A 25878-nucleotide genomic window follows, 5' to 3' on the forward strand; every position below is an offset into this window, starting at 1 on the left:
ACAGGGCAGCACCGTCCATGTATTCATGACGGTGTTGTTTTCATTCCACCCCATCGGGGGAGAAAGTTGGGAGCATATGATCGAATTCCGCAATGTATCGAAAACATACCCGAACGGCACCAAAGGGTTGAACAATATTAACCTGACGATTAAAGAGGGCGAAATGGTCGTCATTGTCGGCTTGTCCGGTGCGGGCAAGTCCACTCTGCTACGTTCCATTAATCGACTGCATGATATTACCTCCGGCGACATTGTTGTAGGCGGCAGGTCTGTCACATCTGCCGGAAGCAGCGAGCTGCGCCGCATTCGCCGTGATATCGGCATGATTTTTCAGAGCTTCAATCTGGTCAAGCGTTCCACCGTACTCCGCAACGTGCTTTCCGGCCGGGTCGGCTATCATTCGACGCTTCGGACCATTCTGGGCCTTTTTCCGAAGGAGGATATCGAGCTGGCACTAACCGCGCTGGAACGCGTGAACATTCGTGAAAAAGCCTATAGCCGGGCCGATGAGCTGTCCGGCGGGCAGCAGCAGCGCGTATCCATTGCCCGCGCTCTGGCGCAGGAGGCCAAGATCATTCTCGCGGACGAGCCTGTCGCATCGCTTGATCCGCTGACCACCCGCCAGGTCATGGACGACCTCCAGCGGATCAACCGTGAAATGAAGATTACAACCATCGTTAATCTGCATTTCATTGATCTGGCGCGCGAATATGCGACGCGGATCATTGGATTGCGTGCCGGAGAGGTCGTCTTTGACGGCACGCCGGAGGAAGCTACGGATGACGCCTTCGCGGAAATCTACGGCCGGGCCATCAAGCATGATGAGCTGCTGGGAGTCGGATCATGAAGCCTGACTCCATCGTCCAGCCGCTCTCTTCGACGCCGCCGTCACCGCAAGCCGGACCGTCACAGCCATCCAAGCCGCCCGCTGGGCCACCCCTGCCGGGGCGTTACAAGCGTTACGCCACCTGGATGATCTTTATCGTGGTGCTGGTGGTCTGCTCCATTCATACGGATGCTACGCCTTACCAGTTGATCGTCGGCTTGCCGGAGATGGGCAAATTACTCGGCGAAATGTTCCCGCCCGACTGGAGCTACCTGCCCACCATCTGGAAGCCGATGCTGGAAACCATCCAGATTGCCATTGTGGGCACGACACTGGGGGCACTGCTGGCTATTCCTGTCGCCCTGCTCTGCGCCTACAATGTCATGCCGCGCAAGCTGATCTCGCTGCCGATGCGCACGATCCTGAACCTCGTGCGGACCGTTCCCGATCTGCTGTTTGCCTCCATCTTTGTGGCGGTGTTCGGCATCGGACCGTTCGCAGGGATGCTCGCCCTGCTCTTTTTCTCCTTCGGCATCATAGCGAAGCTGACGTTCGAGGCCATTGAAGCCATTGATCCCGGCCCGCTGGAAGCCATGACCGCCGTTGGCGCAAGCCGCATTCAGGTGATTGCCTTCGGTGTCGTACCGCAGGCATTGCCCTATTTTGTGTCCTACTTGCTGTACACCTTTGAGGTCAATGTACGCGCAGCTTCTGTTCTGGGGCTGGTCGGCGCGGGCGGTATCGGCCTGCTGCTTGACCGTTCGCTTGGCCTGTTCCGGTATGACCGGGCAAGCATCATCATTCTACTGACCCTCGTCATCGTTCTGGCGATTGATTACGGCAGTAACATGCTACGGAGGAAACTATTATGAATGATTCCACACTTCGCAGACCTCTTCGCTCCAGACTGCGTTTATGGGCGATAGCCATTCTGCTGATCATCATTTATATTTGGGCTTTCCGTGGGATGCAGTTCGAAGGATTGCAGGGAACCGCCAAAAACGTCTCTCTCGCTATACTGGACGGCTTTCTTCATCCTGACTGGTCATTTGTGTACATTCCTGAAGGAGAGGACTTGCTGCGCGGGCTGCTGGATACGCTGGTTATCTCCGTTCTCGGAACCTTCGTATCCGCATTCATCTGTCTTCCGTTTGCCTTCTGGGCATCCAGCAATATGACCCGTTTGCGCCCCTTGTCAGGCAGCGGTAAATTTGTACTCAGCGTCATTCGGGTATTTCCTGAAATGATCGTCGCGATCCTGTTCATCAAGGCCGTTGGACCCGGCTCGTTTGCGGGTGTGCTTGCCCTCGGTATTCACTCGATTGGCATGCTGGCGAAGCTATTTTCGGAAACGATCGAAAGCGTCGATCACGGACCGCAGGAAGCCTTGATTGCCTGTGGTGCCAACCGTTTGCAGGTGATTTTCTTCGCCGTGCTGCCGCAGGTGATTCCACAGTTTCTTTCGTATTCGCTCTACCGTTTTGAAATTAACATCCGTTCCGCTACCACGCTCGGTCTGGTCGGTGCAGGCGGTATCGGTACTCCGCTGCTGTTTGCGCTCCAAATGCGCAACTGGAACCGTGTAGGTGTCATTTTGCTGGGCATTGTGGTCCTGATCATTTTAACGGATCTAATCTCCGGCTGGCTGCGCAAGCGGATTGTATAATCAATAGGCATTAAAAATGCCAAAAAAGCCTCTCCTGTGTAAAAGGGACAACGTTACATTCCCATTACTCAGAAGAGGCTTTTCATATTCAAAAAATGCGGAGCCACGCGGATCACATCCTTCCGTGCCGAAACGATGATATTTTGACTTCTCAAGCGGCTTTCAACCGTCGATACATCGGCTACCTCAACAGCGATGAGGCCAGGTAAGGCTCCTTCCCCGGAAGGCAAACGTATGCTTAACCCTTTGCGGCGGCCATACTCCATAGAAAATTCCAGCAATTCGCTCACGGAAATATAGCTGACGGTAGGACTGAATCCATATAAGTCATCTTAGAACAAGGGTCTCCCTTCCCATCTTATCGCCAAGCATCGACGATAGACGCGAAGAGAGACCCTGTGGAATCAAGCACGTTCCTGCGTTTCATTAATGAACCCGTTTGCGCCCAAACCAGCTTTTAAGCACCAAGGTGGCGAGAGCCAACAACAACAGCAGCGAAGCCACCGCAAAGGATGCCGAGAACTGATATTCGTTATACAAAATTTCCACATGGAGCGGCAATGTGTTCGTCTCTCCACGGATATGTCCCGAAACGACCGACACCGCCCCAAATTCACCCATGGCTCTCGCATTACACAAAATAATGCCATACAGCAGGCCCCATTTGATGTTCGGCAGCGTCACCTTCCAGAAAATACGCCAGCCGCGTGCGCCCAAGGTGACTGCCGCTTCTTCCTCCTGGTGTCCCTGATCCTCCATTAGCGGAATCAGCTCCCGCGCTACAAAAGGAAACGTGATAAACAGCGTAGCCAATATAATCCCCGGTAAGGCAAAAATAATTTTGATATCATGCTCATCCAGCCACGATCCAAGCCAGCCTTGTGCGCCGAATACCAGCACATACATCAATCCGCCGACAACAGGAGAGATGGCAAAGGGCAAATCAATCAGGGTGACCAGCAAGCCCTTGCCGCGAAATTGAAACTTTGTAATCAGCCAGGCGGCGGCTACGCCAAATACCGTGTTCAACGGTACTGTTATCGCCGCCACCAGCAGCGTCAGCCGCAGCGCCGACATGGCGTCGGGGTCGCGTAACGCTTCAACGTATACGCTCCAGCCCTGCTTGAGCGCTTCGGTAAGTACGACGATCAACGGTAGTACCAGCACCCACAGCAAAGCCAGAAAAGCGGCACCGATCAGCGACCACTTCACCCAAGGGGCTTCGGTTGTGACCCTGTTGGGCGGTGCAGTTGAAGGCACAGGTGCATGGGGAAGCTCCTGTCCGGTTATCGCTTGTGACATGATGTTTCTTCCTCCTTAAAACAGCGGATGTACCGCTATCGTGTGAACCAAACGCATACTGTCCTGCGTAATTACGTTAGACGGTACGCCGCCGCGACCAGCGCTGAATGCTGTTAATCACGAGCAGCAGCAGGAATGAGATCACCAACAGCATTAACGCTACCGCCGTAGCTCCTGCATAGTCATTTTGCTCCAGCTTGGACATAATGAGCAGCGGAGCGATCTCGGTCTTCATCGGCATATTGCCGGAAATGAAGACGACTGAGCCATACTCCCCGATGCCACGGGCAAAGGCGAGCGCAAAGCCCGTCAGCAGCGGCGGTATCAGCTCGGGCACAATAACGCTGCGGAAGGTGCGCCATCTGCCCGCTCCCAGCGTAGCAGCGACCTCCTCCTCGTCCTTGTCCAGCTCCTCGAGCACCGGTTGGACCGTCCGCACGACGAACGGGATGCCGATAAACATCAGCGCGAGCGTAATGCCCGTCTGTGAATATGCCATCTTCCAGCCAAGCGGTTCGAACAACGAGCCTATCCAGCCATTTTGCGCATATAGAGCCGTCAAAGCAACACCCGCAACCGCCGTGGGCAAAGCAAAGGGCAGATCAATCACCGCGTCAAAAATCCGTTTTCCCGGAAACTCATAACGCACCAGCACCCAAGCGATCAGCAGGCCGAGGAACAGATCAATCAGCGCCGCAGCGGCAGCGCACAAAAAACTTACCTTGTAAGAAGCCAGTACCCTGACGTCAGTCGCCACATCCCAAAACTTCTCCCACGTCAATCCGGTTGAATTCAGGAGCAGCGCCGATAAAGGCACCAGCACTACCAGACTGAGGTACAGCACACTATATCCCATCGTTAACCCGAACCCGGGAAGTACGCGTTTGCGGGTGACCTGCACTTGACTCATGTTCTGTCCATCCCTCTCTTCATTCCATTAACTTCCAGGTACATAAATTTGATCAAAGATGCCCTTGTCGCTAAAATGCTTTTGCTGCGTCTCCTTCCACGTTCCGAATACATCCTTCAAGGTCACCCGCTCCAGCTCGGGAAATTGATCCTTGAACTTCGCCTTTACGCTATCCAGCGTTGGACGGTAATAGTTCTCGGCAGCAATGGTCTGCCCCTCTTCGCTGTACAAATATTTCAGGTATGCATCCGCTACCTCGCGTGTACCTTTTTTATCTACGACCTTATCGACCACCGCTACCGGAGGCTCGGCCAAAATGCTGATCGACGGGTATACGATATCGAATTTATCCGTACCCAACTCCTTCACGGAAAGCAGTGCTTCATTTTCCCAAGCGATCAGCACGTCACCAATCCCGCGCTCCACAAAGGTCGTTGTCGCTCCACGCGCACCGCTGTCCAGTACCGGCACATGTTTGTACAGCTCCTGTACAAAATGCTGGGCTTTAGCTTCATCGTTATTATTTTTCTTGAGCGCATAGGCCCATGCCGCAAGGTAGTTCCAGCGGGCTCCACCTGATGTCTTGGGATTCGGCGTAATAACCTGCACATCGCCGCGGATCAGATCATCCCAGTCCTTAATCCCTTTCGGATTACCTTTACGCACCAGCAGCACAATGGTTGAAGTGTATGGAGAGCTGTTATGCTCATATTTATTTTGCCATCCCTCTTTAATCAGCCCTTTTTCCTGTAGCGCATCAATATCGTAGCCCAGAGCCAAGGTAACTACGTCCGCATCCAGCCCATCCTGAACAGAACGGCTTTGTTTGCCAGATCCTCCATGAGATTGCTTAATCGTGACCTTCTGTCCTTTCTCCTTCTCCCAGTGGGCGGCAAACGCCTTGTTATACGCCTCATACAGCTCACGGGTCGGATCATAAGAAACATTGAGCAGTTCCACATCCTTGGAGCCAGCAGCAGAGCTGCCATTCGCCTGTGTTGCTCCCTTGCTTGCTCCGCAAGCACTTAACGTCAATGTCAAAACCAAAGATAGTCCGAGAATAAGTCCACTTTTCAATTTCTCTTTCATCAAGATCCCCCTAATTCTATGTAATTTAAAGAAACAAATTCATTTGCGCCTGTTATTGACAGGCATATTCAAAAAAAAGAGCGGAGAATTCCCTGATGCAGCCCTGATAGGTCAAACCTGTCGCGTGGACAGTGTCTGCCTGCTGTTCCTAGAGGTTCTCCGCCATAATGGCGAGATTATACTTTAATTCTTTAATTCCTACCTGTTTAATGAGTTATGTAGATATAATACGAGAGTTTACGAGCGTTGTCAAACCTTTTTTTGGGATGGATGATCTGTGCTTCGCTAGCTTGAGGGGATAAGAGGGGATAAAAGTCAGGAACAATAGGATGTTCCCGACTGCTTACAAGCTATTTTCATACACGAGGAACTGCTTAATTGGCGACCGTTTCGAGATTGACCGAAAAAACTCCAAAAAGCTTCGGATTATTTGTAGCTCTTCTCAACCACAGCTCGCCCGAGCCAACCATGACTCCCTGATAATTCACAAACAAGTCATCGGTCTTTTGATTCACCAAAGCCTCACGAATTGCGTCCGTAAAAATCTGATCGTATTGGGCAATGAACTCTTTCTTGTTCGGAATCGTTAGCGCCTTTTCGCTGTCATTGACAAGCAAAGGGTAGAAAATGTAATTAGCCACCTTCTCCTTGTCATTGTCGGCAACAGCCTTCTGCAACGCTTTGAACGTGTTCAGAAACGCTTTAGGGTCCTGAATACCGGCTACCTCAAAAGGATTGTGGGATGGATTGACAGGTTTTGGGGAAGAAGAAGCATCCGATGAAGTGGTCGGGGCCGATGGACTTGACTTTTTCATATCAGTTCCGTTGTTTTCCGCACTCTGACTCTCTTTCGCTGCTTTTTCATTTTCGGCTGAACCGCTACGATTCGTATCAGCTCCATTTTCAATCGCACTTGTACTGCTTCCGGTCTCGACAGTTTCAGCATTCTTATCCTGGCCGCAGCCAGCGAGAGCTACGAATGTAAGCGTAAGTAAAATGGCTGTGAAGGACAGCCTCCGTGACATTTTCTGATTACCGTATTCTTGGGTTTTGGGCACAACGGGTCATCCTTTCTGCTTCTGCTTTCTGCTCTGACCTATTCTGTTCATTAAGTCTTCAACCGTTCTATTGTAACATAAGTAGACTAATGACCGCATATCGTGCCCATATGGAAGGGGCTTACAGCGTAATATACGCGAAGGTTTTGACTGTTCCTGTGGAGCCATCGTCAGTCACTACATGTAAAAACAGCTCGTTGGAAGATTGGCTTCCAGCCTCATTCTGCTCCTCCGGCTTCACAAACAACAGATCATGCCGTTCTCCCGGCTGCAATCTTTGGCTGGAAAGTCCCTCCGTTTGACCTTGCAAGCCAGAGGTAGCCGAGGATGTAATCTTGTACTGTATAGGCTGCTTCCCCATATTTTTGATACTCACGTACAACTTTCGTCCCTCTTCAAACCTAAAAGGCATTCCTCCCTCTCCCCCAAATTGCGTGGTCTGATCATGTACAATGCGCTTCGTTACGCCCCCTTGCTCATTCTGCACACTTAACGGAGCAGCCGGGTGCGTCACACTCGCCGTGGATGTAGTATGTGTAGTCGTCGATAAGTTGGCAAAAGCGGCATATCCCACAATTGCCCCTGCAACCCCCATCCAAACCCACTTATCTACCATTTCATTTCCTCCTTCATATTTTCATACCATTCAGTCGTCACCATGATTACACAAATGGAATGGCTTATCCTCCACAAGAAAACGATCCAGCCAGGTCATTTTGAATATAAAATCGGGTGCAGATTCAATCAATCCGTTCACAACATCTAAGGAGCGAAGATTTTTCAGGTTTTGTATTTCAGGGGGTAGTGTACGAATTCCGCTATATTGAATATTCAGATACTCCAACTGCTGTAGCTCTCCAATCTCAGGTGGCAAATGCCGGAATGTCAATTTCTCCTTGGGAATCACCCTATAATCCGGCGCTGGACGGTCATAGCTTCCACAACCGATACTCAAGCCTTTGAGTCGGGTTAGCTTGGCAATGTCGGGTGGTAGCTCGTCGAGATCCGCTACTCGTATCGTCAATGACTCCAACGAATCTAACTCAAATAAAGCGGGCGAAAGTGTCCGTATGTCCTGCTCGAAAATAGTGAGATGCTTCAATAAACGTAATTCCCTGATCCGTTCGGGTATCTCCGTCAAATCAAAACCCATCAACTCCAACCGATCTGGCTGATGGCGAATGGCATCGTTCAGAAAAGCATCTATATCCCGATGCTCAGGCTTGTGAATGAACACACCGGGGATAAGCTCCTCCAATGCAGAAGCCTCTTCTCTACCCATGTTCAGTCCGCCTATTCGCTCGTGAGCAACGTTGATGATCCAATCCTCTCCTTCGGCATTCTGGAAACACAAATCCTCAGGTACTTTCGGATGCATCCAGGAAAACAAGCTGGACGCGGCTCGCTTTAACAGCTCCCCCGCCGCCGGCGTACATTGGTATCGATAGAACGTTCCTTGTGTGTAGGCTATAGCATGTTTTCCTCTCATTTCCTCATAGGAATGCGTCGATAGCAAAAATGGATTCAATTGCTGTAACAGTTCCTTGAACATGAAATTCGTGTCAAAATCAATGTCCATGTCTTCTGTCACCCCTTCATGTACGCCCAGCATAAATGTGGCCGCCCGTTTCATAGCATAATCAATCAGCCGTTCATAGGCTGTTCCCCGGACATCGCAGTATAATTTGATCATGTCTCTCCCCCTATGTGATGCCCTCCGGCCTTACCATACAAAAAAAGCCGAGCTCATATCTATTATGAGTCCAGCTGTCATATTTTTCAAACTTGATCAAAGCCATCCATGCCGTAGCGCTCTATCATTCCTTCCGTAATAGTAGCTTAGACGTTCATTCAGCACATTACCCTCACTGGATATTGACAGCAACATCTTTTCAATTCTTGTTCGAGAACGAGTACAACAAAAAAGCCGGAAGCCCCTAAACTGAGGGCCTCCGGCTCGATAAACATGCTATCTATTACAGCTTTATGAATAGGGCTTACCGCTTACTCTGTCACCGTTCCGTAGATTAGCACAGGTGCTTGGGCGTGATCCGCAATACGGATATTGGCGTAGATTTTCTCCAGCACTTGGGCTACATCTTCACGGTTGGCATGAATGGTAACCAGCGAATCGCCCACTTTTACAGCATCGCCGACCTTTTTGTTCAGCATCAGGCCGACAGCCAGATCAATCTCGGATTCTTTGGTTGCGCGTCCTGCTCCAAGCAGCATCGCAGCCGTACCGATTTCGTCAGCCACGATTTCAGCGACCACACCATCCTGCTTCGCAGGCACTTCGATGAGATACTGCGCTTGTGGCAAGCGTTCTGGATGATCGACAACCGAAGCGTCGCCGCCCTGATTGGCAATAAACTCTTTGAATTTCTCCAGCGCTTTTCCGTTGCGAATGACTTCTTTGAGCTTCTCTTCGGCGTCTTCGAGGGAATTTGCTTTACCAGCCAAAAATACCATCTGACTGCCCAAGGTCATACACAGCTCTTCCAGATCCTTTGGCCCTTCACCGCGCAATGTATCAATCGCTTCTTTGACTTCCAGCGAGTTACCGATGGCCAGACCCAGTGGCTGGCTCATATCGGAAATCACCGCCATCGTTTTGCGACCCACGTTGTTACCGATGCTTACCATCGCATGTGCCAGTTCTTTGGCATCATCTACGGTTTTCATGAACGCACCTGCACCTGTCTTCACATCAAGTACGATGGCATCGGAACCGGCAGCGATTTTTTTACTCATAATCGAGCTGGCAATCAGCGGAATCGAGTTTACTGTGGCGGTAACATCACGCAGCGCATACAGCTTTTTGTCCGCAGGCGTCAGGTTGCCGCTTTGTCCGATGACCGCAATTTTGCTGCGATTCACCAGATCCACGAATTCGTCCTTGCTGATTTCGACGTGGAAGCCTGCAATAGCTTCCAGCTTATCAATGGTTCCTCCGGTATGTCCGAGGCCGCGACCTGACATTTTCGCTACCGGAATATCCAAAGCCGCTACGAGCGGAGCCAACACCAGCGTTGTCGTATCACCCACACCGCCAGTAGAATGCTTATCGACCTTCACGCCTTCAATCGCGGACAGATCAATTGTGTCACCTGAATGAACCATTGCCATCGTCAGATCCGCGCGTTCGCGCTCGGTCATATCTTTGAAGAAAATGGACATCGCCAACGCACTTACCTGATAGTCAGGAATTTCCCCTTGCGTGTAGCCTTGGATAATAAAATTAATTTCCTCGGTGGTCAGTTCTTTACCATCACGCTTTTTCTCGATCAAGTCTACCATTCTCATATGTCATTTCTCCTCTCTGTACGTATGATCGTTTACAGGGATATTGCTGTATCCAGTGCAACTTCCATCATTTCTTTAAAGGTCGTTTGCCGTTCTTCCGCTGTCGTTTCCTCACCTGTCAGCAAATGATCGCTTACCGTCAGAATCGTCAACGCATTTACGCCAAATTTGGCCGCCAGCGTGTACAATGCCGAAGTCTCCATCTCGACACCCAGTACGCCGTATTCCATCAGCTTTTGTGTAATTGATTTGTCATCACGATAAAAGCTGTCCGAGCTGAACACGTTGCCGACATGCATCTTCAAGCCCTTGGCAACACCGCGATCATAAGCGCCCTTCAACAAAGGGAAGCTGGCAATCGGCGAATAATCATAGCCGCCAAAGATATGGCGGTTCATGCCGGAATCCGTACAGGATGCCTGTGCCAAAATAACGTCACGTACATGCACATGCTCCTTCATCCCGCCGCACGTACCTACACGGAACAAGTTTTTCACACCGTACTCGCTAATCAGCTCATTGACATAAATACTGATGGACGGCAGTCCCATTCCAGTCCCCTGTACAGACAGGCGTTTGCCCTGATACGTTCCCGTAAATCCGAGCATTCCGCGCACCTCGTTGTAGCAGGTCACGTCTTCCAGATAGGTTTCAGCAATAAATTTCGCCCGCAGCGGGTCTCCTGGCAGCAGAATCGTTTCTGCAATCTCTCCAGGCTTGGCTCCAATGTGTACACTCATGTTTTTATTCCTCCGTCCCATTTGTCCGTGCTTATATCGTTACTTATGATTCTTCATTGTATTCTTGCTTGCGTCCTGATTATTGAAGCTCTGCCAAAAAGCTTGTTCCGTGTTCAGGCAGCTTCACACCAAAGTTATCCGCTACCGTAGCTCCGATATCCGCAAACGTTTTACGTACCGCAAGCTCCTTGCCTCCAGCTGCAAAACGTGGGGAATACGCCAACAGAGGCACATATTCACGTGTATGATCCGTTCCCCGATACGTCGGGTCATTCCCATGGTCTGCAGTGATAATCAGCAGATCGTCATCGGTCATTTTAGCGAATACCTCCGGCAGTCGGGCATCATAATCGTCCAAAGCCTGACCATATCCCTGCGGATTACGACGGTGACCGTATACAGCGTCAAAATCGACCAGATTCAAGAAGCTTAATCCGGTAAAATCTTCATCCAGCGTAGCCACCAGCTTATCCATACCGTCCATATTGGACACGGTGCGCACAGCTTTCGTCACACCCTCGCCGTCATAAATGTCGGAGATTTTACCCAATGCGATCACATCCAGACCTGCATCCTTCAGCTCGTTCATCGTAGTACGACCAAACGGCTTGAGCGCATAATCATGGCGATTGGAGGTGCGAGAGAAGTTCCCCGCCTCACCTACAAACGGACGCGCAATAATCCGGCCCAGCATGTACGGGTCTTCCAGCGTGATTTTACGGCAGAACTCGCAAATCTCATAAAGCTCCTTCAAAGGCACAACTTCCTCATGCGCCGCAATTTGCAGCACTGAATCCGCCGATGTATAGATAATGAGCGCTCCTGTTTTCACATGTTCCTCGCCCAGCTCGTCAATGATTTCCGTTCCGCTGGCAGGCTTGTTGCCAATGACTTTGCGGCCCGTATGCTCCTCAATGCGCTGAATCAGCTCATCCGGAAAACCATCAGGGAATACGCGGAAAGGAACCGCAATATTTAGGCCCATGATTTCCCAGTGTCCGGTCATTGTATCCTTACCGTTGGACGCTTCCTGCATTTTGGTGTAATACGCCAAAGGTTTCTCAGCGGCTTGCACCCCTTCAATAGAACGAATATTGGACAGACCGAGCTTACCCATATTCGGCATGTTCAGACCGCCGCGTTCGCGGGCAATATGACCAAGTGTATCTACATCGTAATCATCAAACTGGGCAGCATCCGGCGCTTCGCCGATCCCCACAGAGTCCATAACAACCAAGTGAATCCGTTTGAATTTAGACATGATGAAATTCCTTTCCTAACTTGCTGTTTTTTTTTACAAAAACAACCCTGCAATCGTTGCCGACAGCACGCTAACCAGCGTCGCCCCGTACAACAGCTTCAGACCAAAGCGGGCCACTACATTTCCCTGTTTTTCATGCAGACCCTTCACAGCACCGGAAATGATACCGATGGACGAGAAGTTTGCAAAGGATACGAGGAACACCGATACGATCCCGACCGTGCGCTCAGACAAGCCTGTTTGCTTGGTCAGATCCAGCATGGCCACAAATTCATTGGATACGAGCTTGGTAGCCATAATGCTACCCGCCTGAACTGCTTCGTTCCACGGAATACCCATGACAAAAGCGAATGGCGCAAACACATATCCAAGCAACGCCTGAAAGCTGATTCCAAACAACCAGGAGAAAATCCCGTTAACCATGGCAATCAGCGCCACAAAACCGATCAGCATCGCAGCTACCGTAATAGCAACCTTGAAACCGTCCATAATATACTCCCCGAGCATTTCGAAGAAGGACTGCTTCTCTTCCTCCTGAACCTCCAGTAAATCATCTTCTTTTTCAATCTTGTACGGATTAATAATCGAAGAGATAATGAAGCCGCCGAACAGGTTCAATACCAGTGCGGTAACCACATATGTGGGGTTCAACATTTGCATGTAGGCTCCCACAATCGACATGGACACCGTAGACATCGCAGACGCACATAGCGTATACAGTCGATGCTTTGGCAGAAGACCAATTTGCTTTTTAACGGAAATAAACACCTCGGATTGACCCAAAATAGCCGAAGCTACAGCGTTGTAGGATTCCAGTTTACCCATTCCGTTTACTTTGCTCAAGACAAGCCCTATATATTTAATAATAAAAGGTAACACTTTTACATATTGCAAAATACCAATCAGCGCGGATATGAACACGATTGGCAGCAGTACACCGATAAAGAACGGTGCTGCTCCTTCATTCGCAATTCCGCCAAAAACAAAGTTAATCCCTTCAGTTGCATATGCCAAAAGACTATTAAAACCTTTTGCAAAGCCCTTGACCAGAATTTCACCAATCTCAGTATTCAGCAATACAAAAGCCAGCGCCGCCTGCAATACAACCATAACCACTAGCGGGCGATACCTGATTTTACGTTTGTCACTGCTGGCAACGTAAGTAAGTGCAAATACAACGAGCAGTCCCACCAGAGCGATTACATATTTCATTTTAATTTCCCCCTTATTACATTAAGCGCTTACATTACCCATAAAAAGAATGCGCTCCGAAAGAGGCATTCTTTTTTTTATTTCCCCAGATCCGCAGGTCGAAAGGCACCCGGCAGTAGTTGATCCACCGTCCACTCTTCCGTGTTGCCATGAAGGTTGGTCAGATAGACTTTGGTATCTGGTTGAGCAAATTCGGAAATCACCTGACGACAGGCTCCGCATGGAGACACAGGCCCTTCCGTATCTGCTACAACCGCAATGGCATCAATTTTACGGCAGCCTTCGGATACCATTTTAAAAATCGCTGTCCGTTCCGCACAATTGCATAAGCCGTAGGAGGCATTTTCCACATTACATCCGTGATAAATCGTGCCATCGCTTCCGAGAACCGCAGCACCCACTTGAAAATTCGAGTACGGAACATATGCCTGTTTACGCGCCTCAAGCGCTTTCTGAATCAATTGATCCTTCATCGCGAATCCCTCCATGGCTTTAAAATGAACTTAGTAGGAAGATGTAGACTGCTGGCCCTCGATGATTGCCACACCGGAACTTGCACCGATACGGCTTGCGCCCGCTTCTACTAATTTCTGTACGTCTTCCAGACTGCGTACGCCGCCGGAAGCCTTAACACCAATCTCAGGTCCTACGGTTTTGCGCATCAAAGCCACGTCTTCCACAGTAGCTCCGCCTGTAGAGAAGCCTGTCGAGGTTTTCACGTAATTAGCTCCTGCTTTGACGGACAGCTCGCAAGCCAGCACCTTTTCTTCATCTGTCAGCAAGCATGCTTCAATAATTACTTTTACCAGTGTACCCGCGGCTGCTTCCACGACTGCACGGATATCCTGCTCGACGAGCTGTAAATCACGCGCCTTCAAAGCGCCTATATTAATAACCATATCCACTTCAGTCGCACCGTTAGCAATAGCATCCTTCGTTTCGAACGCTTTCGTTGCCGACGTATTGGCTCCCAGCGGGAAACCGATAACGGTGCAAATGTTCACGCCTGTACCTGCCAGTTGCTCAGCCGAATAAGCTACCCATGCCGGGTTCACACATACGGAAGCAAACTGATATTTCTTCGCCTCAGCGGTCAACTTCGTAATTTCATCCTTCGTCGCGTCTGCGCGCAACAATGTATGATCGATCAATCCTGCAATGTTCATTCTTTAAACGCTCCTTCATTGAAAAGATAGTATGAGGACTGATGTCCTTTACTTCTCTGTGATAAGACCATCATAGCACGGCATTGAACATATGTAAAACACATTTTGAAATTATGTTCAAGCCTCCACATAAGACGTTTACCTACAGTTCAAATTACCCATAGGCGCACACCAAAACTGTATGTTTAGTCTGATTAATGCAAAATGCTCTACTGTAAAAGTGCCTGTGCCGTAAACTGGTCTGTCACCAAAATATTCGCATACTTACCACGGAGCGATGCCCGGATTGCCTCCACTTTGCGCTGTCCTCCAGCTACAAGAATGGACTTCTCCTTCTTACGCAAATCAGGCAGATCAATACCAACGGTACGACTGTTAATTTCCTGACTGCATATATTGCCCTCATCATCAAAAAAGCGTGAGCAAATATCGCCCTTCCCAATTTTTCGCAACAGCTTCTGCTCCTCATGGTTAAAATAGCCCAATCTGAATAGCAGCGCATCCTCCTTGACCGTCCCCACCGTAAACACGGCAATATTCGCCTGCTTGCCAAGCTCAATGATACGCTGAATGTGCCGATCCTCCTCGACCATTTTCTTGACAGCGTAACTATCAAAAATCACAGGTAGCGGCAAGTACCGTGCAATCGTGTGAAAGGCTTCCGCGAACAAATTCACCGTCTCCACGGCATACGTGTTGACATGCGAATGGCTTACGCCTCCTTTGAGCTGAACGACCTCGACGCCCTTCACCTGCTTTTGCTGGAGATGGAGCGCCACCGCATGCATCGTCGTTCCCCACGTCACTCCAATAATATCCGCATCTTGTACCGTTTCATGCAAATAATCGGCAGCTTTTTTGCTAATATGCTTCTTGATCTCCTGATATTCATTTAACGGCGAATAGCAGACCAGAACGGTATCCAGCCCGTATTTCTTCTTGACCTGCTCTCCAAGCTCATCCATATCCTCCATCGGATCAACAATACTGATTCTCACATATCCCTGTTCCTTGGCAGCTTGAAGCAACCGCGATACCGTGGGACGCGATACCCCGAGTCTGACTGCAATTTCTTGCTGGCTATAGTCGTTCAGATAGTATAATCTGGCTGCCTCGATACTTAGACGCTGCTTTTCATGATCCATTCTACCTCAACCCGCTTATCTTAAAATGTAGTGCCACCAGACGCCTTGCCTTGGCCATTTGGAAGATTTAACTGCTATTTTGTGATATTCTGTGAATAGAACCTGACTACATTGCACCTTCAACTTTATCTTTCCATTTGTTAAAACGCAATAGTTAACCCATTTTAACGTCACTTCACAACCTGTGGTAGTCTTATCTGAAATGTAAGGAGAATTGGCCTATGTCCGAATTTATTGTGTGCAGACTGGCGAGCAAAACGTTCGCTTTAAACTTTGTAGAAGTGGAAGAAGTCATGAATGCCAGGAAAGGAACACCGCTTCCTTTTTCCGAATCATGGCATGAAGGAATGGTCACTATTCGAGGTGACGTATTTACGATCCTGAATTTGCGCAAAAAACTGCTGCTCCCTGCTTCAAGCGAGTCCTCCGAGGACAAAATGATTTTGCTCAGCCGGGCAAAAATTGCTCTGCTCGTCGATCAGGTGGAGGATACAGCTTCCGCCCTGGACAGCCAGTTGAAAAGCAACGAGGAAGAGTGGCAGCGCGAGCTGTTTCCTACCGTACTGGAGCATCAGGGCGCCCTCGTTCCGGTGATCGATATGGACGCTTTTCTCGCTTCGACCAAGACGAATTAAGCGTATTGATGTAAAATACCACCCAAAGCTTGAGCCGTCTCGCGCTCATCTTTTGGGTGGTATTTTGCGTTAAGGGGCGTGAAACCTACGCCATCCCTCTATACGGTCCCCTGTCCGTCCTTCATGTGAACCAGCGTGTTCAACTGTTCCAGCAGCGTATTCCCGCCAGTCAGTGAAATCGTACCAATCTTCTCGCAGATTTTTTCCAGAAACTCCAGCTCTTTGAGACGGTAGAGGGTGGCATTTTCGTCCATCAGCTTGGCGGTATTTAGCAAACTGCGAGTAGATGCTGTCTCTTCGCGCCGTGTGATGAGATTGGCTTGCGCTTTTTTCTCTGCCAGCAGCACCGTGTTCAAAATATCCTTGATATCCCCCGGCAAAATGATATCCTTCAACCCTGCCGACGTAAAAGTGACCCCATATTCGCCGCTCCGCTCGTTCAGTCGGGTCAAGACATATTCCGCAATTTCCTGCTTCATTTTCAGCAAATCATCCAGCTTCATCGTTCCGACATACTCACGCAGCACCAGTTGGAGCATAATGTACATTTGTTCCTCGAATGCCCGGAATTCCAGCGCCCGCAGTGGGTCAACAATGCGGTACTGACAGACGAAGTTCAGGCGCAATGTGATTTTATCCTCAGTCATGATTTCCTGTCCCATCAGGTCCATCTGCTGCTGTCGCAAATCTATCGTTCTGATCTCCGTGTTCACCGTCGACATCCAGAAATAATATTTACCCGGCTTCAGCTCGCCTTGCAGCACGTTATCATAATACAGGAAGCCCAACTCATAGCTTGACACCTGAAGCGCCTTCCAGAAGCCCTGTGTCTTGGCCAAAAAGGCTTGCCCCAGCGCCTTGTCAATCGCAGGCTGCCGGGTATCCGCATGAACAAAACGATGCTTCTTGAGCACGTTCCAGAAAGCATATTTACCAGCAGGCAGCAGCTCCACGAACCGATTATCCTCATAATGGAGCACATATTCATAATCCTCTACATCCACAACATTTAGTTGCTCCAGCAGAACGGAATCCGTCAAAAATAAACGAATATCGTGATCTGGTACAAAAAATGGTTCAGCAACATTCAAAATCTCAACCGTTTCCTGCTGAAATGTCTTCAATACGTAAGTCCCCGGCAGCAGCAGCTTGTGATAGCTTCCCTTTTTAAACAGCAGCCCGCGCTCATCCGATTTAATCGTTATTTTCTTAAACATCATATCACTCCTAATCGTTAAAATCCTCAGCTTAAAAGTGTGCTTCTTTCTATGTGTGGCGGCTCCGCGATCCATTTGATCTTCCGATCGCTGTTGCAGTGGAATTCCTAGGATTGTATAGAACATTCAAAGGTAGGAATTCCACTGCAAAGGCGAACGCTTCGCTTCTTCAGATTCAAATGGACCGCTCCGCTGTTCGCACAATATAGTCAAAACACATTTTTAAAATGAGGATTCTTCATTTTTATTCGTTGTAGTAGGGTAGTGACCCTTGCAGAGCATCCCTCGGGGTGGCGGGCGGGGCCAAGCTTAAGGAGAAAAGAAGTCACCGTAGGTTTCCGTGTCCCAAAGATCGAGTCCATCCGTCCAACTTCGACTGTGAACTCGCATCTCCCGAAGCTTCGGAGCCTGTCGGCGCTTGCTCTCCCCGGTATCCGTTGGCCGCATAGCCACCTCCCCGTCTCTGTCATGTGGACCAGACATGGGATACTCTTAGGGTCTTTGTAATGGTTTTTTGGATTTTTTGAATACTCTACCATGAGTCGCGTGGAGGCGATTGGGATTCGAACCCTAATTTGGTGGATACATCAGATTTACAGGATACCTCACCCGATCAGGCAGGCACTGCGGGACCATTCGAAATCCTCACCTCGGTAATATCTTTCTGTATCAGCCTTTATCATTATCACGCACACCCGCACTCACGAACATGGCGAAAGTATTACGACCCCTAAATAAAACAAAAAAGACACCTGAGAAGCACGTTCGCTTCCCTCGTGTCTTTTGTCATATTGCAATGTATGTAAACTTCCTCATTCCCTAAACCATTCATACCATTAGATGTTCACCCTATGAGTTATTCATCCCATTAACCATTCACCCTAATAAACGTTAAGTATACAAAAAGAAATCTTCCAGGCTTTTTAGCCCTTCAGATCCTCAATCTTTAAGTCTCTAAGTCCTTTTGCCCTTCCCCCATTGCTCCACACCATTTCGGAAAAATGAGTTACTTTGTGGCGGGTAGTAGCGGAGCGGAGGGGTTGAATCTGGAGAAGCGTGAGCGTTCGCCTTTGCAGTGGGATTCTTACCTCTACATGTCTTACACAATCCGAAGAATCCCACTGCAACAGCGATCGGAAGATCAACCCCTTCGCGGAGCGCCTTCTCCCACCCACAACCTCAATCATTTTTCCCGCCCAAAATACCCTTCTATTTTCCAATCCACGCCAACCTGCGTCACGCTCAAATCCTGCAACGCCACCGCATCGCTCATAGCGGACACGCCTTCTCCCCCGAGAAAGCCCGGTGCTCCACGCCCTCCAACCAGCTTCGGCGCAATATACAGCACGAGCTTGTCAGCCAGTCCTTGCTGCACGAACGAAGCGTTCACCTCGGCTCCGCCCTCCACGAACACCGAAGACACCTCCGCTGCGCCCAAAATATCCAGCATTTGCGGCAGGTTGACCCGATCACTGTTTTCATCCTGTGTCGGATATACCTTTACACCCAACTGTTCCAGTTGATCCCGCTTGCCTTCATCATAAGCACGTCCTGTAAATATCCAGGTAGGCGCCTCGCCATCTGTAATGACACGGGCATCCAAAGGAATACGTAGCGTGCTGTCCAGAATAATGCGAATCGGATTCCGGCCTTCCGGCAGACGAGTCGTAAGCTGCGGATTATCGTGAATGACTGTCTGTACACCGACCAGTATCCCTACATGCTCGTTACGAAGGCGATGCACATCCTCCCGTGCCACCTCGGACGTAATCCATTTGCTTTCCGAGGTCCGGGTGGCGATTTTACCATCCAGCGTCACCGCTGATTTGATCGTGATAAAAGGACGCTTGCTCGCGATATATTTGTTAAACACTTCATTCATGCGGACAGATTCCTGCTCACATACCCCAACGATGACCTCAATACCCGCATCCTTCAGGATTTGTACCCCTCTGCCCGAAACCAGCGGGTTCGGGTCCAGCGCCGCAATAACGACCCGACGAATGCCAGCCTTCACAATCGCTTCCGCGCACGGGCCTGTCCGTCCATGGTGGGAACACGGCTCCAGCGTCACATAAATGGTCGCTCCCTGGGCATGTTCACCCGCCATACGCAAAGCATGAATCTCCGCATGTGGCTCACCGGGCTTCAGATGAGCGCCAATCCCGACAATGCGGCCGTTGTTCACAATGACCGAACCGACGAGCGGATTCGGTTCTGTTTGTCCCTTGGCACTTTTGGCATTTTCCAGCGCCAGGCGCATATATTTCTCGTGAGTGGTCATAGAACCTCCCTGAAATCGAAATCCCGCAAATGGCCGGACCGTTCCACCTTCGTATTCAAATACCGTTCATTATATTGCGACACATCGCCCCACAGCGGCATACGTCCTGCGACATTCATACCGGATTGCTTCAAGGCTTCCAGCTTTTTAGGGTTATTTGTAATTAAGGTTACCGGTTTTTGTCTCAGATGACGGAGCACACTAATCGCATCTGCATAATTGCGGGTATCATCTTCAAAGCCCAATTGGTGGTTAGCTTCGACGGTATCCATGCCTTCCTCCTGCAAAATGTAAGCCATCGCTTTGCTAAACAAGCCGATCCCACGGCCCTCATGGTTTGCCAGATAGAACAACGCACCCGTTTCGTGCTCCACAATCATTTTCATGGACTGGTGGAGCTGAAATCCGCAATCACAACGCTTGCTACCAAAAATATCCCCAGTATGGCAAATACTATGCATACGAACAAGTGCATTTTCCGACTGCTGAAGATCACCGTACACCAATACGCTCGATTGTTGTCCTTCTGCCAAATCCAGCGTGGACAAACGCTTCACAATCGTGTCAGTGGTAGCATTCAGCAGATCCTGACGATCTTCCTCATCCCGTACAGGCAACCAGCAGTACCATTGGAAAACAACTGTTTCCCCTTCCAAATTAACCGGCAGCTTGATTGGTCCTACCAAAATTGTCGAAGATTGCTCCCCGCGAATCGTTTGGATTTTATCGTTAAGTAGCGTAGCTACGTCTTTTTGGTTCATCTCTCTACACCATCCTTTATATAAGCTTACTTCTATATGGCTTGATTTTCTGCTTGTAAAAAATGTCTATGAAACGTGGATTCCATCGTAAGCTGTCGTTCCTGAAGCTCGGTGACAGCCTGCCGCCGCGCGTCTTCGAACGCCTTTAGGCCCGCTGCGGTATATCCACCCTCCTGACGCAAACGAAGAAGCTCACTCGCCAGTACATCGGCATCCTTCAATGCTGCATTCAAGCCAAAAGCTCCGGTAGGTGTCATGGTATGCGCCGCATCTCCAATAAGGACCAGTCCGTTCTGCGACCACGTATCACTGCGGCTACTGAAAATATCCAACGGCACGAAGTCCCTCCACGAACGAATGTGATCATGCACGTTATGCTCCAGATCGGGAAATGCCTCCACTAACAACTGTATGAACGGTTCAAACGACTGCTTAAACAAGGTAGGAAAGCTGCCTTCCTCTACATTCCAGCCAATCTGAATATAGCCCTCAGCCTGCGAAAATAAAGACAACTGCCGTCCATTAACTAATGCCAGACGTGTGACAGGCTCCCATCCGGCAGGTGCCGTAATTTTGGCCCACAGCAGATCATAGCCGTGTCTGATAATCGTCACTGGCAACTGCGCCAGCTTGCGCACGGTCGAATAGCGACCATCTGCCCCGACAATCACAGAGCTGCGAATCGTAACCTCATCGCCGTTCTTATCGCGGGCGGTCAAGCCTGTGTAGCCTTGCTTGCTGTCGCCTTCCAGCGCAGTCACCGTCGTGCCCGCCAAACAACGGAAGGACGCATACGTTGACGCCTGCTTCAGCAGAGCCTCTAAAAAACGGGGCTGTGGAATGTGAACACCCACATTACCGTCCGCTGGCTCAATCGTCTTCACCTGCTGCTGATGCTCCCAATATTCGATTCTCGTCGAAGTGAGGACGTAGTCCTCATGAATTTGTTCGAGCAGCTTATGCTTTTGGAGCACTTGCAGACCCTCATCATTTAAAATTTCGCCGCGAAAAGCCTTTCCCGCCACGCTCTGCCGCTCAACCAATATCGTCGAAACACCTTGCTCCGCCAACAAACAGGATAACAAGGTCCCGACTGGTCCCCCTCCAACTACGCACACTTCACATTCCAGCTTCATCTGACTTCCTCCTGCATACCAAAGCACTGGCCTCAACTGTTAGCCCATACCCAACCCACTTTAACTTTTTCATATCCTCTATTTATATAAATCTTCTTTATCATGTTTATATGAATCTTCGTGTCCAATCCATTAAGTTACTTTATGTAACAGAGTATATTTATATCATTCAATTTCGTCAAGTAATAAATTTATGTAAAGTAAAATCATTTACTTTTTACAGTGAATCGTTAATAATAGGAGCATGAGGTGATCACATGAACATTCCGCAAATGTGCCCACGGTTTGAAAAAGCTATGGAGTTACTGAGCAAGCGTTGGACGGTGTTAATCGTATTTCAGCTAACTAACGGTCCACAACGTTTCGTCGCTATTGAGAATTCAATCCCCAATTTAAGCGGGAAGGTCCTTTCCGATCGCTTGAAGGAGCTTGAGGAAGAAGGGATTGTACTACGTATGGTCTATCCCGAAAAGCCGGTTCGGATCGAATACTCCCTTACGGATAAGGGACGCGATTTAGCTCCATTGTTTGATCATATCGGTACTTGGGCTACCCGCTGGGTTGAAGTTTTGCCAGCACTTGAGCAACAATAGCCTGCGTTAAACCAACACGGACACAGACTGCTAACATGCCAAAGAACGCCTTTGCCCCGAGCACAATTTGTACTCATCACGCAAGGCGTTCTATTTTTCATATGACGGATTGCCCTATGAGCTACAATAGGTAAAATCGTCATCCCCACCGACATTATAGGTAATACGATCAAGCATTTTCAGGCCCTTTTTTTATTGGACTCGGAGATGCTTTCTTTCTAATACTATAACGTCTCATGGTTCCTGGAACGCCTTTGATTTCCAGCATTCCCTCATAAATCAGGGCTCGAAGCCGATATTCGAAAAATTCATCTCCCATCTGCTGATCCAGGTGCCCCATAGCTTCTCCGATCACTCTTGCTGATTTGATAAAATCAGGCTGGGCTTGCCGCTTGTGCAACTCATTCACCTTACTCAAAATATAGGCATCATAATAGTTTTCTTCTACATTAACGATGCTCCCATCCTTCCATATATGTAGCACCTCAGGCTTCATCGCCAGCTCACACCATTCTTCCGCCATTCGTTCTCTTTCTTCTGGTGTTAAAGAAATACCCTTGTCCTCTCGACTTAGAATAGCTTGTAGTTTGTCGGCAGATATCTCGCCTGATCGTAAGCCTGTAGCATCTGTACGTTTAAATACACGGCTGTAAGCATCTGCCGCATTTTTAATCCGAATATCGTTAGACATATTCCTCAGCAGGTACATGCTCAAACGAAGCCCCACCTGCTCAGGGGCATTGCTCCCCGTCCAGATCGTAATATCCGCCTGCGCTGGAATAGCAGTAAACTGCTCCAGCAACAGAAAATCATCCCTTTCAGCATCCTCATCATGCTCATCAGAAATATGATCTCTGAACCATTCCCGCCGTTGCCTGCGCCCCATTTCCTGCTGAAGCTGCCACAATGGGCCGATGGCATAGTTATCCCGAAAAGAAATAACCCGATGTGTATCTTCCCATCCCAGTTGTTTGAGTGCTACTTTCATACTCCCTGCAAAAGAATCGCCAATCACGATATGCACCTGCGTGCCACCCTCGTCAGGCTCCCACCATGAGCGTTTGTTTTGAGTCACAAGCAAGTAATCATATAACTCTGACACTTGCTTATACAAATCATCTTTAGAAGCTTCGTTCCGTTTCACAGCTTCTGTCACTTGTATGATGTCTATCAGCCATAATCTTTGTTCGCCCGCAGTCATACTGCGAATTGCCTCCACAAATCCTTTATTCTCCATGGCTTTTTCTCCTTTTGCACCTATTTTTCGTGCCGTAGTGTCCAATGGAATTGTCGAATCGGAATAGTCGTGCTATGTTAGGGGAATCGACGTTGTAGCATAGGAGGCTTCTGCCGTGAATATGAAAGGCAAAATCCATTTACATCAAGTAACGTCTGAATCGTTACGACTGGGCGCTTTACTTTCATTAGTAGGGGGTTTTCTGGACACATATACGTTTGTCGGAAGAGATGGCGTGTTCGCCAATGCTCAGACAGGCAATATCGTATTACTGGCTGTCAAAGCCATTCAGGGAAACTGGGGTCAGGCGTTAGCCCATATCCCGCCCCTGATCGCCTTTTCGCTGGGTGTTTTTATAGCCGAAGGGATTAAGAGAAAATCCACCCACCGCCTGACACCGGACTGGGCCCGTGCCATTCTACTGCTGGAAATTTTCATTTTTTTCATCGTGGGTCTGATTCCACAAGGGGTTCCCAATACCGTGGTGACGGTGATCGTCTCGTTCGTTGCTTCCGTTCAGATGACTTCCTTTCGCAAGCTCATTGATGCGCCGTACACCTCCACCGTCAGCACCGGGAACCTCAGATCTGCCACAGAGGCGGTATATATCGCCATTACGACCAAGGACACGAATGCTGCCATTCGCGCCATGCGTTACGGTGTCATCCTGATCACCTTTCTGGTCGGGGCTTTTCTGGGAGGGTTTTTGACGTTGGCTATTGGGGATCAAGCCATCTGGGGCGCTGTTGTGGCACTCATTTTTTCTTTTATTTTATTTACGGAAAAAGAACATAAGTGGAAAATGCCCCTTCGTCACTAATCCTGCATTAGCCCTGAATAAACTGCCGCTGGGCGGTTTCAAAAAAGTTCAAAAGATCTTCACGGGACGAGAACGCTGCCTGAGCCGATTGGTTGCTGCCGCCACCCTTACCCTGAAACGCGCCCAGATGCTCTTTAAAATACGCCCCGCAGGCAACATCCTGTGTGCCGTTATGTGCCAGAATGATTTTGTTTTCTGCTGTTGTGGCTAATAATACAAGTAAATCATGTTCAGATGTCAGCTTGGCAGCCATTTGCTGTACTTCCTGAAAAGTTTTTTGTTCAAAAATATGAGCCAGAACTTGCCCCTGAACAGCAGAAAGCAGCTCTGCTGCCTGATACGAAGCATTTTCCTCTTGCAGGATGTCCACTTGCGCCTTGAGCTGCTTGTGCTCCTGCTCCCACTTTTCAAATCGGGTCAAAATATCCTTGCGCCCAGTATTAAATTTCGCAGACAGGACGTCCAAAATCCGAACACTTTCGTTAAAGTCCTGAAGCGCGCGAACGCCACATTTAAAATGGATTCTCGCCAGCCCCTTTTGCTTCTCCCATTTCAGACATTTGATCATTCCAATTTCCCCGGTTCGGCCGACATGTGTACCGCCGCAAGCATTGTATTCAATGCCTTCGATCTCAACAATGCGAATATTTTCCGTCACTTTGGGCGTTTTCACAAGCGGGATATCCTTCAATTGTTCATTGGTTACAAAATAGCTTTTTATGCTGCGATTACTGTAGATTTGCCGATTTACTTCCTGCTCGATTGCCGATAGCTGCGCAGGTGTTACATCCGAACAGTTTACATCAATCGTGGCTTGCTCTTGTCCCAGATGAAAGCTTTCTGTACGCGCACCCAACAACTCCAAACAAACCGCTGACAGCAAATGCTGTCCGCTATGCTGCTGCATATGATCAAATCTGCGCTCCCAGTCCAATTGGCAGACCACCTTCACATCCTCCGGCAAACGTTCTACCTGATGCCAAATGTCCTCATCTTCCAGAACAACATCTAATACACGGATGCCCTGAATCGTTCCCGTATCACATGGCTGACCCCCTCCATGTGGATAAAAAGCCGTTTCCTCCAGCATAACAAAATATCCGCCGTCTCTTTCCATGCTGCGTGTAATATGAGTCTCCCACTCCGTAAGGGTCGGAGAAGAGTAATATAGTTTTGTCGTCATTCAAGGTTCCTCACTTTGGATTTCAATTTTTAAAGAACGTCTCCATTTTTTGAATGAAGGCCTTTGCGGCTGGACTTACATATTTATCTACGATGATCCGAATGAATTCCCAAGCCTACTCCAATATCCACTTTATTATCAAGCACTTCATTGTAAATATCAATCGAGGGAATGACCTGAACCTTCGTATGAGGAAACTCCTTGTGGAAGCTAATCAATATGGAGGTTAGCGGCGGGTTATCTATGCAAGAGGCACCGTCAGTACCTATGCATGAGCCTATAAAAGGATAGAGTCTCGTCTGTAAAATAAAAAAGGGTTAAGTGCCGTCTA

27 protein-coding genes are annotated in these 25878 nt (G+C 49.1%); 6 read left to right on the forward strand and 21 right to left on the reverse strand.

All coding sequences use genetic code 11. From position 1 onward, the window contains the following. Window positions 1–76 precede the first annotated feature (76 nt). From phnC to phnE (L696_RS0125430), 3 genes are read left to right on the forward strand one after another with little or no spacing between them, the layout of a single operon-like run. Window positions 77–847, forward strand: coding sequence for a phosphonate ABC transporter ATP-binding protein (phnC, locus tag L696_RS0125420; RefSeq protein WP_025686132.1), 771 nt, complete (start codon window positions 77–79; stop codon window positions 845–847). Then, window positions 844–1698 (forward strand): phosphonate ABC transporter, permease protein PhnE, encoded by an 855-nt coding sequence (phnE, locus tag L696_RS0125425; RefSeq protein ID WP_025686133.1) that lies wholly within the window; start codon window positions 844–846, stop codon window positions 1696–1698. The genes phnC and phnE (L696_RS0125425) overlap by 4 nt, the downstream gene beginning before the upstream one ends. Beyond that, the gene (gene phnE / locus L696_RS0125430; protein ID WP_025686134.1) at window positions 1695–2492 is read left to right on the forward strand and encodes a phosphonate ABC transporter, permease protein PhnE; all 798 of its coding nucleotides are present in this window, start codon (window positions 1695–1697) and stop codon (window positions 2490–2492) included. Before phnE (L696_RS0125425) ends, phnE (L696_RS0125430) begins: the two co-directional genes overlap by 4 nt. Before the next feature lie 68 nt (window positions 2493–2560). Here phnE (L696_RS0125430) and L696_RS0125435 read toward each other — a convergent pair whose 3' ends face one another. The 14 genes from L696_RS0125435 to L696_RS0125500 all read right to left on the reverse strand — a co-directional run bounded on the left by L696_RS0125435 (window position 2561) and on the right by L696_RS0125500 (window position 15681). Then, window positions 2561–2782, reverse strand: a complete 222-nt coding sequence (locus L696_RS0125435) for a hypothetical protein (RefSeq protein ID WP_245233439.1) — start codon at window positions 2780–2782, stop codon at window positions 2561–2563. Window positions 2783–2918: 136 nt separating this feature from the next. Then, on the reverse strand, window positions 2919–3794 hold the full coding sequence (cysW, locus tag L696_RS0125440) for a sulfate ABC transporter permease subunit CysW (RefSeq protein ID WP_025686136.1): 876 nt from the start codon (window positions 3792–3794) through the stop codon (window positions 2919–2921). Between the two features lie 76 nt (window positions 3795–3870). Then, entirely contained in the window at window positions 3871–4704 is an 834-nt protein-coding gene (cysT, locus tag L696_RS0125445) for a sulfate ABC transporter permease subunit CysT (protein ID WP_025686137.1), read from the reverse strand. Between the two features lie 27 nt (window positions 4705–4731). Further along, a complete protein-coding gene (locus L696_RS0125450; protein WP_025686138.1) occupies window positions 4732–5793 on the reverse strand; it encodes a sulfate ABC transporter substrate-binding protein in 1062 nt (353 codons plus the stop codon). 374 nt (window positions 5794–6167) lie between these two features. Next, a complete protein-coding gene (locus L696_RS0125455) occupies window positions 6168–6851 on the reverse strand; it encodes a hypothetical protein (protein WP_025686139.1) in 684 nt (227 codons plus the stop codon). A gap of 121 nt (window positions 6852–6972) precedes the next feature. Further along, on the reverse strand, window positions 6973–7467 hold the full coding sequence (locus L696_RS0125460; protein ID WP_025686140.1) for a hypothetical protein: 495 nt from the start codon (window positions 7465–7467) through the stop codon (window positions 6973–6975). A gap of 30 nt (window positions 7468–7497) precedes the next feature. Next, window positions 7498–8544 (reverse strand): leucine-rich repeat domain-containing protein, encoded by a 1047-nt coding sequence (locus tag L696_RS0125465; protein WP_025686141.1) that lies wholly within the window; start codon window positions 8542–8544, stop codon window positions 7498–7500. Between the two features lie 311 nt (window positions 8545–8855). Further along, entirely contained in the window at window positions 8856–10157 is a 1302-nt protein-coding gene (locus L696_RS0125470) for a pyrimidine-nucleoside phosphorylase (protein WP_025686142.1), read from the reverse strand. A gap of 32 nt (window positions 10158–10189) precedes the next feature. Further along, window positions 10190–10897 carry a purine-nucleoside phosphorylase gene (gene deoD, locus L696_RS0125475; protein WP_025686143.1) on the reverse strand — a complete coding sequence of 236 codons (708 nt, stop codon included), beginning with the start codon at window positions 10895–10897 and terminating at the stop codon, window positions 10190–10192. A 79-nt stretch (window positions 10898–10976) separates the two neighbouring features. Continuing rightward, a complete protein-coding gene (gene deoB / locus L696_RS0125480; RefSeq protein WP_025686144.1) occupies window positions 10977–12158 on the reverse strand; it encodes a phosphopentomutase in 1182 nt (393 codons plus the stop codon). Between the two features lie 33 nt (window positions 12159–12191). After that, entirely contained in the window at window positions 12192–13370 is a 1179-nt protein-coding gene (locus L696_RS0125485) for a NupC/NupG family nucleoside CNT transporter (protein WP_025686145.1), read from the reverse strand. A 77-nt stretch (window positions 13371–13447) separates the two neighbouring features. Next, window positions 13448–13843 carry a cytidine deaminase gene (locus L696_RS0125490; RefSeq protein WP_025686146.1) on the reverse strand — a complete coding sequence of 132 codons (396 nt, stop codon included), beginning with the start codon at window positions 13841–13843 and terminating at the stop codon, window positions 13448–13450. A gap of 30 nt (window positions 13844–13873) precedes the next feature. Next, window positions 13874–14536 (reverse strand): deoxyribose-phosphate aldolase, encoded by a 663-nt coding sequence (gene deoC / locus L696_RS0125495; RefSeq protein ID WP_025686147.1) that lies wholly within the window; start codon window positions 14534–14536, stop codon window positions 13874–13876. A gap of 209 nt (window positions 14537–14745) precedes the next feature. Next, entirely contained in the window at window positions 14746–15681 is a 936-nt protein-coding gene (locus tag L696_RS0125500) for a DNA-binding transcriptional repressor DeoR (protein ID WP_025686148.1), read from the reverse strand. 221 nt (window positions 15682–15902) lie between these two features. Here L696_RS0125500 and L696_RS0125505 point away from each other — a divergent pair, with 221 nt between their 5' ends. After that, window positions 15903–16316, forward strand: coding sequence for a chemotaxis protein CheW (locus tag L696_RS0125505; protein ID WP_025686149.1), 414 nt, complete (start codon window positions 15903–15905; stop codon window positions 16314–16316). A 98-nt stretch (window positions 16317–16414) separates the two neighbouring features. On the opposite strand, the gene L696_RS0125510 is transcribed toward L696_RS0125505, so the two are convergent. The 5 genes from L696_RS0125510 to L696_RS0125530 form a co-directional block, all read right to left on the reverse strand. Next, entirely contained in the window at window positions 16415–17533 is a 1119-nt protein-coding gene (locus tag L696_RS0125510) for a slipin family protein (protein ID WP_025686150.1), read from the reverse strand. A 309-nt stretch (window positions 17534–17842) separates the two neighbouring features. Then, on the reverse strand, window positions 17843–17980 hold the full coding sequence (locus L696_RS32220; RefSeq protein ID WP_245233440.1) for a hypothetical protein: 138 nt from the start codon (window positions 17978–17980) through the stop codon (window positions 17843–17845). A 736-nt stretch (window positions 17981–18716) separates the two neighbouring features. After that, entirely contained in the window at window positions 18717–19817 is a 1101-nt protein-coding gene (ribD, locus tag L696_RS0125520; RefSeq protein WP_025686152.1) for a bifunctional diaminohydroxyphosphoribosylaminopyrimidine deaminase/5-amino-6-(5-phosphoribosylamino)uracil reductase RibD, read from the reverse strand. Then, the gene (locus L696_RS0125525) at window positions 19814–20578 is read right to left on the reverse strand and encodes a GTP cyclohydrolase II (protein WP_025686153.1); all 765 of its coding nucleotides are present in this window, start codon (window positions 20576–20578) and stop codon (window positions 19814–19816) included. Before L696_RS0125525 ends, ribD begins: the two co-directional genes overlap by 4 nt. A 32-nt stretch (window positions 20579–20610) precedes the next feature. Then, window positions 20611–21714 (reverse strand): FAD-dependent monooxygenase, encoded by a 1104-nt coding sequence (locus tag L696_RS0125530; RefSeq protein WP_025686154.1) that lies wholly within the window; start codon window positions 21712–21714, stop codon window positions 20611–20613. A gap of 257 nt (window positions 21715–21971) precedes the next feature. On the opposite strand from L696_RS0125530, the gene L696_RS0125535 reads away from it, so the two are divergent. Further along, window positions 21972–22307, forward strand: a complete 336-nt coding sequence (locus L696_RS0125535; protein WP_025686155.1) for a winged helix-turn-helix transcriptional regulator — start codon at window positions 21972–21974, stop codon at window positions 22305–22307. 169 nt (window positions 22308–22476) lie between these two features. Here the strand turns inward: L696_RS0125535 and L696_RS0125540 are convergent, their stop codons facing one another. After that, on the reverse strand, window positions 22477–23544 hold the full coding sequence (locus L696_RS0125540) for a DUF1835 domain-containing protein (RefSeq protein ID WP_025686156.1): 1068 nt from the start codon (window positions 23542–23544) through the stop codon (window positions 22477–22479). 115 nt (window positions 23545–23659) lie between these two features. Between L696_RS0125540 and L696_RS0125545 the strand changes: the two genes are divergently transcribed. Beyond that, complete coding sequence (locus L696_RS0125545; RefSeq protein WP_025686158.1) at window positions 23660–24364, forward strand: DUF1275 family protein; 705 nt, start codon at window positions 23660–23662, stop codon at window positions 24362–24364. 7 nt (window positions 24365–24371) lie between these two features. Here L696_RS0125545 and L696_RS0125550 read toward each other — a convergent pair whose 3' ends face one another. After that, window positions 24372–25547: an alanyl-tRNA editing protein gene (locus L696_RS0125550; protein WP_025686159.1), complete on the reverse strand. Its 1176-nt coding sequence runs from the start codon at window positions 25545–25547 to the stop codon at window positions 24372–24374. Window positions 25548–25878 lie beyond the last annotated feature (331 nt).

It is taken from the genome of Paenibacillus maysiensis, assembly GCF_000520815.1.
GTDB lineage: Bacteria > Bacillota > Bacilli > Paenibacillales > Paenibacillaceae > Paenibacillus > Paenibacillus maysiensis.

Excerpts from the sequence above, each read along its gene's own strand:
- L696_RS0125525 (WP_025686153.1), bottom strand. The coding sequence starts at position 20,578 with ATGAACCAAAAAGACGTAGCTACGCTACTTAACGATAAAATCCAAACG.
- L696_RS0125500 (WP_025686148.1), bottom strand. The coding sequence starts at position 15,681 with ATGGATCATGAAAAGCAGCGTCTAAGTATCGAGGCAGCCAGATTATAC.
- cysW (WP_025686136.1), bottom strand. The coding sequence starts at position 3,794 with ATGTCACAAGCGATAACCGGACAGGAGCTTCCCCATGCACCTGTGCCT.
- L696_RS0125470 (WP_025686142.1), bottom strand. The coding sequence starts at position 10,157 with ATGAGAATGGTAGACTTGATCGAGAAAAAGCGTGATGGTAAAGAACTG.
- L696_RS0125530 (WP_025686154.1), bottom strand. The coding sequence starts at position 21,714 with ATGAAGCTGGAATGTGAAGTGTGCGTAGTTGGAGGGGGACCAGTCGGG.
- L696_RS0125540 (WP_025686156.1), bottom strand. The coding sequence starts at position 23,544 with ATGGAGAATAAAGGATTTGTGGAGGCAATTCGCAGTATGACTGCGGGC.
- ribD (WP_025686152.1), bottom strand. The coding sequence starts at position 19,817 with ATGACCACTCACGAGAAATATATGCGCCTGGCGCTGGAAAATGCCAAA.
- phnE (WP_025686134.1), top strand. The coding sequence starts at position 1,695 with ATGAATGATTCCACACTTCGCAGACCTCTTCGCTCCAGACTGCGTTTA.
- L696_RS0125510 (WP_025686150.1), bottom strand. The coding sequence starts at position 17,533 with ATGTTTAAGAAAATAACGATTAAATCGGATGAGCGCGGGCTGCTGTTT.
- deoB (WP_025686144.1), bottom strand. The coding sequence starts at position 12,158 with ATGTCTAAATTCAAACGGATTCACTTGGTTGTTATGGACTCTGTGGGG.
- phnE (WP_025686133.1), top strand. The coding sequence starts at position 844 with ATGAAGCCTGACTCCATCGTCCAGCCGCTCTCTTCGACGCCGCCGTCA.
- L696_RS32220 (WP_245233440.1), bottom strand. The coding sequence starts at position 17,980 with ATGCGGCCAACGGATACCGGGGAGAGCAAGCGCCGACAGGCTCCGAAG.
- L696_RS0125550 (WP_025686159.1), bottom strand. The coding sequence starts at position 25,547 with ATGACGACAAAACTATATTACTCTTCTCCGACCCTTACGGAGTGGGAG.
- phnC (WP_025686132.1), top strand. The coding sequence starts at position 77 with ATGATCGAATTCCGCAATGTATCGAAAACATACCCGAACGGCACCAAA.
- L696_RS0125465 (WP_025686141.1), bottom strand. The coding sequence starts at position 8,544 with ATGATCAAATTATACTGCGATGTCCGGGGAACAGCCTATGAACGGCTG.
- L696_RS0125490 (WP_025686146.1), bottom strand. The coding sequence starts at position 13,843 with ATGAAGGATCAATTGATTCAGAAAGCGCTTGAGGCGCGTAAACAGGCA.
- L696_RS0125535 (WP_025686155.1), top strand. The coding sequence starts at position 21,972 with ATGAACATTCCGCAAATGTGCCCACGGTTTGAAAAAGCTATGGAGTTA.
- deoD (WP_025686143.1), bottom strand. The coding sequence starts at position 10,897 with ATGAGTGTACACATTGGAGCCAAGCCTGGAGAGATTGCAGAAACGATT.
- L696_RS0125485 (WP_025686145.1), bottom strand. The coding sequence starts at position 13,370 with ATGAAATATGTAATCGCTCTGGTGGGACTGCTCGTTGTATTTGCACTT.
- deoC (WP_025686147.1), bottom strand. The coding sequence starts at position 14,536 with ATGAACATTGCAGGATTGATCGATCATACATTGTTGCGCGCAGACGCG.
- L696_RS0125450 (WP_025686138.1), bottom strand. The coding sequence starts at position 5,793 with ATGAAAGAGAAATTGAAAAGTGGACTTATTCTCGGACTATCTTTGGTT.
- cysT (WP_025686137.1), bottom strand. The coding sequence starts at position 4,704 with ATGAGTCAAGTGCAGGTCACCCGCAAACGCGTACTTCCCGGGTTCGGG.
- L696_RS0125505 (WP_025686149.1), top strand. The coding sequence starts at position 15,903 with ATGTCCGAATTTATTGTGTGCAGACTGGCGAGCAAAACGTTCGCTTTA.
- L696_RS0125460 (WP_025686140.1), bottom strand. The coding sequence starts at position 7,467 with ATGGTAGATAAGTGGGTTTGGATGGGGGTTGCAGGGGCAATTGTGGGA.